This window comes from Arthrobacter sp. BF1 (assembly GCF_056680215.1).
The window spans coordinates 2228304-2238440 of record NZ_CM155271.1 but is presented as its reverse complement, the minus strand read 5'-3'; the positions used below and the strand labels follow the sequence as shown (position 1 = coordinate 2238440).

Genomic DNA, 10137 nt, shown 5'->3' with positions numbered 1-10137 from the left:
TTGATTCGCAGGGCACCAAAGGGTAGTTTCAGGACAAGTCCAATGGCGGCCGCCATGGATGCATCTGAAAATTTCCGGGGGTGTCCTCCATGAGCCTGCGACCCTTATCCGCGTCAGAACGCGCTGATGCCCTGCAGAAAGCTGCCGCCGCCAGGGCAGCCCGGGCCGCGGTGAAGGAACGGCTCAAGAACGGCGAGACGTCGGCCGCGGACATTATCAGCTCCGCGGCCGAGGACGATGCCCTGGCGCGGATGCGGGTCGCTGAGCTGCTGGAGGCGCTGCCCGGCATCGGCAAAGTCAGGGCAGCGGCCATCATGGAACAGCTGGGAATCGCGGCTTCCCGGCGGGTCCGCGGCCTCGGCATCCACCAGCGCCAGGCGCTGGTAGATTTTATAGACGAGAAATAGGGCGAACCACTCTTCGTCTATCCATACACCGCCGCAAAGGAATACGTGAGCAAGAAACCGGGACTGACAGTCCTCGCAGGTCCGACGGCTGTTGGCAAAGGCACCGTGTCCACCTACATCCGGGACAACTACCCCGAAGTCTGGCTTTCCGTTTCGGCCACCACGCGCGCTCCGCGCCCCGGTGAGCAGGACGGCGTCCACTACTTTTTCAAGTCCAAGGACGAGTTCGAATCCCTCGTGGCCGCCGGCGAGCTCCTGGAGTGGGCTGTTGTCCACGGCCAGAACACTTACGGCACCCTCAAGAGCACCGTCAACCAGGCCATCGCGGACGGAAGGTCCGTGCTGCTGGAGATTGATCTGCAGGGTGCCCGCCAGGTCAAGGAAGCCGTTCCGGACGCCCAGTTCGTCTTCCTGGCGCCGCCCACCTGGGACGAAATGGTGCGCCGGCTGGTGGGCCGCGGCACGGAAAGCGCCGAGGAGCAGCAGCGACGCCTGGAAACCGCTAAACTGGAACTTGCCGCTGAACCGGAGTTTGACCATACCGTCATTAATGATGACATTCGCCGGGCAGCGGACGAGCTTGTTTCACTCATGGGGCTGACCCCGCACCCGCACCAGTAACTGGTACCAGTTAGCCCGTTAGAATTTGGAGAATTCGTGTCCACGAACCTTGAAGGCATCATCAACCCGCCGATCGACGAGCTGCTGAAGGCCGCTGATTCCAAGTACGGCCTGGTGATCTTCGGTGCCAAGCGTGCACGTCAGATCAACGCATACTACGCCCAGCTGCACGAGGGCCTGTTCGAGTACGTCGGCCCCCTGGTCGACACCAAGCTGAACGAGAAGTCGCTGTCCATCGCCCTGCGCGAAATCAACGAAGGCAAACTCGTTTCCACGCCGATCGAAGCTGCAGAGTAAGTTTCAAAGACTGCCTGTTGACGGAGGTCACGTGCGCATAGTCCTCGGAGTCGGGGGAGGGATTGCGGCCTACAAGGTCGCATCGCTCCTCCGGCTTTTTACTGAAGCCGGGCACAACGTCACGGTCATTCCCACCGAGGCGGCCACCCGCTTTGTGGGTGTGGCCACGTGGGAGGCCCTATCCGGCAACCCGGTCAGCAACAGCGTCTTCGACGACGTCCACCAGGTCAACCACGTCAGGCTGGGCCATGAGGCGGACCTGATCGTGGTGGCACCGGCGACGGCCGACCTGCTGGCCCGGGCGGCCACGGGACAGGCCGGAGACCTCCTCACCAACACGCTGCTGATGGCCCGGGGGCCCGTTCTCTTCGCCCCTGCCATGCATACGGAGATGTGGCAGCACGCAGCCACCCGCGCCAACGTTGAGACGCTGCGCAGCAGGGGTGTTGCCGTGCTCGAACCGGCCAGTGGCCGGCTCACCGGCACCGACTCCGGTCCGGGGCGCCTGCCGGAGCCGGAAGCGATCTTCGACGCCGCCATGGCCCTCGCGCAGGGCCAGTCCGATTACCAGCTTCCGCTGGCCGGCCGGACGGTGACCATCAGCGCCGGCGGTACCAGGGAACCCCTGGATCCCGTCCGGTTCCTCGGCAACCGGTCCTCCGGGAAGCAGGGCGTCGCACTGGCCGTTGCGGCACGCAACGCCGGCGCCACCGTGCGGCTCATTGCCGCCCACATGGACGTCCCGGCCCCGGCCGGCGTCGACGTGGTGACCGTCGAAACTGCGCTGCAACTTCGGGAAGCTGCCCTGGCGGCGGCAGCCGATTCCGACGTCGTCATCATGGCAGCCGCGGTGGCTGACTTCCGCCCCGCGGAGGTCTCCGGCACCAAGATCAAAAAGCGTGATGACACGGCTGACCCGGTCATCACCCTGATCCGCAACCCGGACATCCTGCTCGAATTGGTGGAGGCCCGGAACGCTCCTGAAAACCAGGCCTCCCGCCACAATCAGCTGATTGTCGGCTTTGCGGCCGAAACAGGCGACGGCCAAGGAGACGTGCTGGCCTACGCCGAGGCGAAGCTCAAGCGCAAGGGCTGCGACCTGCTGGTGGTCAACCACGTGGGAACGGACAAGGTCTTTGGGCAGGACACCAACTCGGTAGTCATCCTCGCCCGCTCCGGCGCCGAACCACAACTGGCGGCCGGCTCCAAGACTGAGGTTTCGGCCGCCGTGATCACGCGGGTCGGCCAGGAGCTGAACCACGTTTCACCCCGCGCCTGACCGAACAGCCGAACAACGTTTCCTTAGCACGGGGACACACGCGGCCGGACGTCCGATTCCCAACCAGTAAGGTAGTTGAGTGACTTTACCGCTGCACATTCCCCACACCCACGGGGCCACGCCCTCCGCACTCCGGCTCTTTACGTCCGAGTCCGTCACTGAAGGCCACCCGGACAAAATCTGCGACCAGATCAGTGACGCCATCCTGGACGCGCTGCTCGCCGTAGATCCGGAGTCACGCGTCGCCGTCGAGACCATGGCCACCACTGGCCTGGTCCACGTTGCCGGTGAGGTCACCACCGACGCCTACGTCGAAATCCCGCAGATCGTCCGCGAGACCATCCTGGGGATCGGCTACGACTCCTCGGCCAACGGTTTCGACGGCGCCCGTTGCGGCGTGTCAGTGTCCATCGGGCAGCAGTCCAACGACATTGCCGGCGGCGTCTTCAACTCGCTGGAAGCCCGCGAAGGCCGCCAGGAAGACGATTACGACCTCCAGGGCGCCGGCGACCAGGGCCTGATGTTCGGCTACGCGAGCGACGAAACCCCGTCATACATGCCGACGCCGATCTGGCTGGCGCACCGCCTCTCCGAGCGCCTTACCGAAGTGCGCAAGTCGGGCGAACTGTCCTACCTCCGTCCCGACGGCAAGACCCAGGTCACTGTGGGCTACGACAAAGACGTGCCGGTCTCCGTGGAGACCGTGGTCATTTCCAGCCAGCACGCTGAGGGCACCAGCCTGGACCGGCTCCGCGCCGACCTCGCGTCCTTCGTCATTGCCCCGGTGCTGGCGGCCGCCAACCTGGACATCTCCCGTGCCGCAAACATCCTCAACCCTGCCGGCGAGTTCGTCATTGGCGGACCCGTGGGCGACGCCGGCCTGACCGGCCGCAAGATCATTGTGGACACCTACGGCGGCATGGCCCGGCACGGCGGTGGTGCCTTCTCAGGCAAGGACCCGTCCAAGGTGGACCGCTCCGCGGCCTACGCCATGCGGTGGGTTGCAAAGAACGTGGTGGCTGCAGGCCTCGCCAAGCGCGCCGAGATCCAGATCGCCTACGCCATCGGTCAGGCCCGTCCCGTGGGCACCTACGTGGAAACCTTCGGCACGGAAACTGTGGACCCGGCCCGGATCAGCGCCGCCATCGCCGAGATCTTCGACCTCCGCCCGCGCGCCATCATCGACGCTCTGGACCTCAAACGTCCCATCTACGCCAAGACAGCAGCACACGGCCACTTCGGCCGCGACGATCCCGATTTCACCTGGGAGCGGCTGGACCGCGTGGATGACCTGAAGGCCTTCTTCAACGCGTAGCCGGCCGTCAACGCCCAGCCAATCACTTGACCCGGCTGAAAATGTCGGGGCCAGGTGATTGGCTGGTTTGTGAAAGGGGGTGGCCGCCATGGTAATGCCTGATACGGCCCACTCCGGGCCTGGTGCCGTACAGCCGTCTCTGCTCCAAGGTTTTCCGGCCCGCGCACCTCAGGCCGGGCCCCCGCTGGCAGCCCATCTCCCGGTAGCCCGGGTTCTGGTCGAGTCATCCCTGCCGCACCTGGACCGGCCTTTTGACTACAGTGTGCCGGCAGAACTGGCTGAGGCGGCGCAGGCAGGTGTCCGGGTCAAAGTGCGCTTCAACGGCCAGGAACTGAGCGGGTTCATTATTGAACGCACCGCAGAGTCCGACGCCGGCCACACCTTGGTGCCCCTGCATAAGGTGGTCTCCCCGGTCGCCGTCCTCTCACCCGCCGTGCGGGACCTCGTATCCGCCGTCGCCGCCAGGTACGCGGGCACTGTCAGTGACGTGCTGCGGGTGGCGGTTCCGCCGCGCATGGCGCGGCTGGAGAAGGAGTTCCTTGCCGCTGCCGTGCCGGAAGCCGCCGGACCGCCGCCCAGCCCGGCAACAGCCGGGACGGGCAACCAGGCAACGTCGGGTGACTCCGGGGTCGTGGCTGGTTCCGTAGGGGGGAGCGGCTGGGCGGGTTACCGCAACGGGGCCGCCTTTGTCCGCCACCTGCAGGTGGGTGGATCCCCGCGGGCGGTCTTTAGCCCCCTCCAGGGCTATGGTCCCGCTGCGTGGCCGCACTTGATTGCTGAGGCGGTGGCCGCTGTCCGCGCCTCCGGCCGCGGCGCCTTAGTGGTGTTGCCCGATTACCGCGACCTCAACCAGTTGGAACAGGCACTGCTGAAGCTGCTGCCGCCAGATGACATCGCCCGGCTGACGGCAGATGATGGACCCACGCCCCGCTACCGAAATTTCCTGCGCCTCCTCTCCGGATCCGCGCGCGTGGCCATTGGTACTCGGTCTGCTGCCTTCGCGCCCGTTCAGGACCTGGGCCTTGTGGCCTGCTGGGACGATGGCAACGACCTCCACATCGAACAGCGCGCCCCCTACGCCCATGCCCGTGAGGTGCTGCTGCTGCGTGCTGACCAGGACGGCACGGCCTGCCTCATGGCTGGCCACGCCAGGAGTACGGAACTGCAGCGGCTGGTGGAGGCGGGCTGGGCCATGCCGGTCGAGGCGGAGCGGGCGTTTGTCCGGCGGACAGTTCCCCGCGTCCTGAATACGGCCGACAGCTTTGAACAGGAACGTGACCCGCTCGCGCTGGTGGCGCGGCTTCCGGGTGCTGCGTGGCGGGCTGCCAAGGACGGGCTGGAGCGCGGGCCGGTGCTGGTTCAGGTGGCCAGGGCCGGCTATGCTCCGTCGCTGGTGTGCGAGACGTGCCGCGAGCCGTCGCGCTGCCAGTCGTGTCAAGGGCCGCTGGCCCTGGCGGGAGCTAGCGGCAGTTCGGCTATCCCGCAATGCCGCTGGTGCTCGACGCCTGCCCCCGACTGGCAGTGTGTCCACTGCTCGGGGCGGAAGCTTCGGAAGGGTGCCACGGGAGTCCTGCGGACCGCGGAGGAACTGGGCCGGGCGTTTCCCGGCAAGGCCGTCATCACGTCCTCCGGCGACCATGTCAAGACTGAAGTGGGTGGCGCGCATGCCCTGGTGGTGGCCACCATTGGCGCCGAACCGGTCGCCGAAGGCGGCTACGCCGCTGCGCTGCTGCTCGACGGCGACTCGCTGCTGCGCCGGGAAAACCTTCGGGCCGGGGAGGACACGGTACGCCGGTGGTTCAATGCCGCGGCGCTGGTGCGTCCCGCATCCGACGGCGGCCTGGTGGTCATCACTGCGACGGAGAGCGTCGCCGTTGGTGCCTTGCTGCGATGGGATCCGGCGGGTTACGCCCGGCGGGAGCTGGAGCTCCGCATGGAACTGCAGCTACCCCCTGCCGTTCGGATTGCGTCGGTGACAGGCCCCCGGGCCGCCGTCGTTCATTTCACCGCGGCGGTGGAGGCTGAGTTGGCGAGGTCCGGCTTAAAGCTGCGGACCGCAGGTCCGGCCCCGGTGGTGCTTACCGGCCGTGCGGCCGCCCAACGCGCCGGGGAGGATGTCCGGACCCTGTTGTTCTTCCCCTACGGACAGGCCGGCGCCGTGGCAAGGGTGTTGCGCGCAACGAAGGCCGCCGCTGCCGCCAAGCGGAGCGAGGAACCGGTTCAGGTAAGGCTCGACGGCGTGGATGTCCTGTAGGCGGGTGCCGTCTACTCTTTGCCGCCTACTGGCGGTGCTTCTGTCCGGAGCGGGCGGCCACAATGTCGTGGGCTACGTCCACCAGCTCCCGGGCGGACTCGTCCCAGCTGAATTCCGCCGCCCGGGCCACGGAGCGGCGCGAAACGTCCTGCCAGTGAGCGTCGTCCCGCAGTGTCTGCACGGCCGCAGCGAATTCGGCGGCGGAGTCGGCGTCAACATACGAGGCGGCGTGGCCGCCCACTTCCCGGAAAATCGGAATGTCGCTGGCAACAACCGGCGTGCCCAGGGACATGGCTTCAACCAGCGGCAGCCCGTACCCTTCGGCACGGGAGAGGCTTACCAGAGCGGTGGCGCGTTTGAGCAGGTCAGCGTATTCGTCGTCGGTGACGCCATTGTGGAACACCACCTTGGCCCCGGTGGGGACCATGATCTCCAGCTCGGCACGCCGTTCGGGTGTGATCCTGCTTAGCAGATGCAGCGTGAAGTCGGGCAGCCCGGACATCCCGGCAACCAGGGTCTCCACGTTTTTGTAAGGCATAAACGAACCCATGTAGACCAGCGTATGGTCAGACCCCGCAGCAGGATCCCGCGGTTCCTGGGCCGGCTGTGGTGCGTTGCTGATGATCCGCACGGGCCGGCTGGTCAGCCGGTACTTGGCCATTAGCGCCTCAGTGGTCCTGCTGATGGTGGCCACGATGTCCGCACGGTCCAAAAGGAGCCTTTGCGGCCAGAAGGCCTTGTGGTACATGCGCCACAGGATGCGCACCGGCGGCGGCAGGAATCCCGGCGGCGCGGGGTGCTCGTAATAGATAAGGTCGTGCAGGGTCAGGACCAGGCCGTAGTTGCGTCCCCAGCTGCCCATGGTCTGCATCGGGCAGACCACCACGTCCGCGCCCAGCGGGTTGACCCTGCGGGCCACAAACAGCTCCGCCGGGGAGAGCGGGCTGTTGATCAGCGTGTAGGGAACATCCGGGAGCAGGGCAAGCTGCCGCGTATCGCTGATCAGCATCGAGACGTCGGCGATCTTCGCGGTCGCTGCGATCAGGCTCGCGCCATAGCGGCTGATGCCGTCGTGGTGGTCGTTCCTGGTGAACCGTGCATCGATGACAATCTTCACGCGGGGTGGTCCTTAAGGAAGTCGCGGATGAAACCGGCGGCCGGTACGGGCGTCTCGTAGTGGATGAGGTGGCCGACGCCGGGAATCACTTTGAGTTCCCCGTCCGGCAGAAGGGCGGCGAGGCGGTGCTGGTCCGGCAACGTAGCGATTTCGTCTTTTTCGCCAGCCACGAGCAGCACCGGCAGTGTCAGCTTCCCGGCCACCTCCGCCACATGGGCGCTGACGGACGCAGTGAATGACTGCAGGAGGCTTTCCCGGTCGGCGAATGCACTGAAGTAGGCGTGGTGCTGGCCGTGGATGAAACGGCGCAGGTCCCGGTTACGGGTCTTGGCCATGGCCTCGCTCATGACCCGAACGATCACCGGGTTGCGCAGCAGTGCGAGGCCCAGTGGGCGGGGGAGACGCGCGGACAGCCGGTAATAGAGGACGGCCAGCCTGGTCATGATGCCCTTAGGGCCTTCCAGGGCGGGCGCGGCGATGGGATTGATGAGGATCAGCGGCGTGACTTTCCCCGGATGCGCGGCCACGAAATGGGACGCGATGATCGAGCCGAAGGAGTGTCCCAGCAGCACGGTGTCCAGGCCCAGGCCCAGCGCAGCCATGAAGGAGCCGATGAAGGCGCCGTACTGTTCCACCGAATGCTCTCCGGCCACGAACGCGGCGGAGCTGCCGAAGCCAGGGAGGTCAGGCATGATGATCCGCATTTCCGGCAGCTGGTCGGCTACACGGAGCAGGCCGTGGTGATCGCCCCGGAACCCATGGATGACCAGGATGGTGCGGGTTTCGGCGGTGGCCTGGACGGGTTCGTACGTCCAGTACGACACGGCGCTGCCGTCGAGTTCGATTTCTGCGGCCTGCGTGCGGGCTGCCAGCCCGGCGCTGAAGTAGGACGGCGCGGCGGATGACTGGTGGGCGGCGGTTTTCATGATTCGGGTCCTAGTTGACGTTGTCAGGGTGGGAGCCGGTGCGCTGGCCGCGTTCAAGCTCCGCAAGGGCCGCCATGTCGCGGTCCGACAGGCTAAAGCCGAAGACGTCCAGGTTTTCCCGGATGCGGGCCTCCGAGCTTGCCTTGGGGATGGCAATGTTACCCAGCTGGACGTGCCACCGCAGGATGATCTGGGCGGCTGTCCGGCCATGCTCAGCCGCCAGGGCGAGAACCACGGGATCAGCCAAAACCTGCCCGCGGCCCAGCGGGCTCCAGGCTTCCGTCAGGATGCCCAGGCCCTCGTGCTTCTCCCTCAGTTCGGACTGCTGCAGCCAGGGGTGCAATTCAATCTGGTTCACCGCCGGCACCACCTCCGCGGTTTCGAGGAGGCGGTCCAGGTGGGCTGGCTGGAAGTTACAGACACCGATGGCGCGCACTTTCCCTTCGCGGTAAAGCGTTTCGAGGGCGCGGTACGTATCTGCAAAAAGACCGCGCCGCGCACAGGGCCAATGGATAAGGTACATGTCCACGTAGTCCAGGCCGAGGTTGACCATGGACGTATCAAACGCCCGCAGCGTCCTGTCGTACCCCTGTTCGTCGTTCCAGACCTTCGTGGTGACAAAGACGTCCTCGCGCCGGAGCCCCGGCGAGGATTCGCCGGAACCGCCGCTCCCGCCGTCGGAATCAACGGCCGCGCCAAGGGCCCGCGCCACTCCGGCCTCGTTGCCGTACATCGCGGCGGTGTCGAAGTGGCGGTAGCCAGTGCCCAAAGCCATGGCCACCAGTGATGACGCGTCCGCCACCGGAACCTTGTAGAGCCCAAACCCCAGCTGATCGATCAGCACACCGTTGTTGAGACTAAGCCGGGGAGAAGGTTTCATACGACTGACTTTACCCATTCGCCGGGGCCACGCCTTCGAAGCCCACCAGCCGGCGCGCGGTGGCTTCATCGAGAATCAGGTCCGTGGCGAGGCCTGCGGTGAGGGCACCACGCAGACCGTTGATCTTGGACGCCCCTGACACCACACAGATCCGGCGGCGGACCTGCCGCAGCTGCGAGAGCGCCGGACCCGTGGAACGCTCGTTCAAAACGATGCCATCCGACGAACCGTCCCGGCGGAAGAAGACCGTGGCGACGTCACCCACCACATCGGAATGGGCAAGCATCCTGAGGTCGTTTTCGTCCAGGTAGCCGCCTGCATAGACATGGCTCGGGTAATCGGCTTCGACCGATCCGACCCCGAAAATGGCGATGCTCATCCGGGCCTGCAGATCCAGGATTCGCTGCACGCTGCGCTCATTCCACATGGCAGCCTTGGTGGCCGCATGGTCAAAGAACGCGGGCACAGGGAACTGCTCCACGCGGGCGCCGTACGCGCTGCCAAAGCGGCGCATGATGTCGCTCGCGTACGTGATGCCGGTGGTGTGCATATTTCCGGCGCCATTGAGTTGGACCACCACGGTGTCGTGAGTGATCTTGCGGGTCAGGTGCCTGCTGACGGCGCTGAGCGTCGAGCCCCATGCGACGCCGAGGATTGCGTTGGAATCCACCAGGGGCCCGATGGTGCGCGCCGCCTGCAGAGCCACGCGGTCAAGGGTTTCAGCCTCGTTGAGTGACTCGAGTACCGGGACAACGTGAACGTCCACGTTGTACTCCCGCCTGATCATGCTTTCAAGCTCCGGGCCGGTGTCCAGCGGATTGCGGATCTGGATTTGGACGAGGCCCGTATCCCTGGCTGCAGAAAGAAGCCGCGACACCGTGGACCGGGACGTCCGGAGCTCGCGGGCGATCGCGTCCATGGTCAGGTCCTGGAGGTAATACATCTGTGCAGCCCGCAGCGCGTCTGAGTGGCGGGAGGGCATCATCGGCAATCCATTCTGCACGTTTGTGCATAGAGCTTGACTAGATTTTCCATTACTTC

At 65.8% G+C, this 10137-nt stretch carries 10 protein-coding genes; 6 read left to right on the top strand and 4 right to left on the bottom strand.

What is annotated here, in order from left to right; all coding sequences use genetic code 11:
• Positions 1–89: 89 nt before the first annotated feature.
• From mihF to AC1MCD_RS10450, 6 genes are all read left to right on the top strand, one after another.
• On the top strand, positions 90–407 hold the full coding sequence (gene mihF, locus AC1MCD_RS10475; protein ID WP_498671714.1) for an integration host factor, actinobacterial type: 318 nt from the start codon (positions 90–92) through the stop codon (positions 405–407).
• A gap of 45 nt (positions 408–452) precedes the next feature.
• The gene (gene gmk, locus AC1MCD_RS10470; RefSeq protein WP_498671712.1) at positions 453–1028 is read left to right on the top strand and encodes a guanylate kinase; all 576 of its coding nucleotides are present in this window, start codon (positions 453–455) and stop codon (positions 1026–1028) included.
• A gap of 36 nt (positions 1029–1064) precedes the next feature.
• Positions 1065–1325: a DNA-directed RNA polymerase subunit omega gene (gene rpoZ, locus AC1MCD_RS10465; protein ID WP_090581074.1), complete on the top strand. Its 261-nt coding sequence runs from the start codon at positions 1065–1067 to the stop codon at positions 1323–1325.
• 31 nt (positions 1326–1356) lie between these two features.
• Positions 1357–2604: a bifunctional phosphopantothenoylcysteine decarboxylase/phosphopantothenate--cysteine ligase CoaBC gene (coaBC, locus tag AC1MCD_RS10460; protein ID WP_498671710.1), complete on the top strand. Its 1248-nt coding sequence runs from the start codon at positions 1357–1359 to the stop codon at positions 2602–2604.
• Positions 2605–2683: 79 nt separating this feature from the next.
• Positions 2684–3919, top strand: coding sequence for a methionine adenosyltransferase (metK, locus tag AC1MCD_RS10455; protein WP_190988315.1), 1236 nt, complete (start codon positions 2684–2686; stop codon positions 3917–3919).
• Positions 3920–4007: 88 nt separating this feature from the next.
• Entirely contained in the window at positions 4008–6173 is a 2166-nt protein-coding gene (locus AC1MCD_RS10450; protein WP_498671708.1) for a primosomal protein N', read from the top strand.
• 25 nt (positions 6174–6198) lie between these two features.
• On the opposite strand, the gene AC1MCD_RS10445 is transcribed toward AC1MCD_RS10450, so the two are convergent.
• The 4 genes from AC1MCD_RS10445 to AC1MCD_RS10430 are packed head-to-tail and all read right to left on the bottom strand — an operon-like array spanning position 6199 to position 10081.
• Positions 6199–7290: a glycosyltransferase family 4 protein gene (locus AC1MCD_RS10445; RefSeq protein ID WP_498671707.1), complete on the bottom strand. Its 1092-nt coding sequence runs from the start codon at positions 7288–7290 to the stop codon at positions 6199–6201.
• Positions 7287–8216 carry an alpha/beta fold hydrolase gene (locus tag AC1MCD_RS10440; RefSeq protein WP_498671705.1) on the bottom strand — a complete coding sequence of 310 codons (930 nt, stop codon included), beginning with the start codon at positions 8214–8216 and terminating at the stop codon, positions 7287–7289. The genes AC1MCD_RS10445 and AC1MCD_RS10440 overlap by 4 nt, the downstream gene beginning before the upstream one ends.
• 10 nt (positions 8217–8226) lie before the next feature.
• Entirely contained in the window at positions 8227–9096 is an 870-nt protein-coding gene (locus tag AC1MCD_RS10435) for an aldo/keto reductase (RefSeq protein ID WP_498671703.1), read from the bottom strand.
• Positions 9097–9106: 10 nt separating this feature from the next.
• A complete protein-coding gene (locus AC1MCD_RS10430; protein WP_498671701.1) occupies positions 9107–10081 on the bottom strand; it encodes a sugar-binding transcriptional regulator in 975 nt (324 codons plus the stop codon).
• Between the last annotated feature and the right edge of the window lie 56 nt (positions 10082–10137).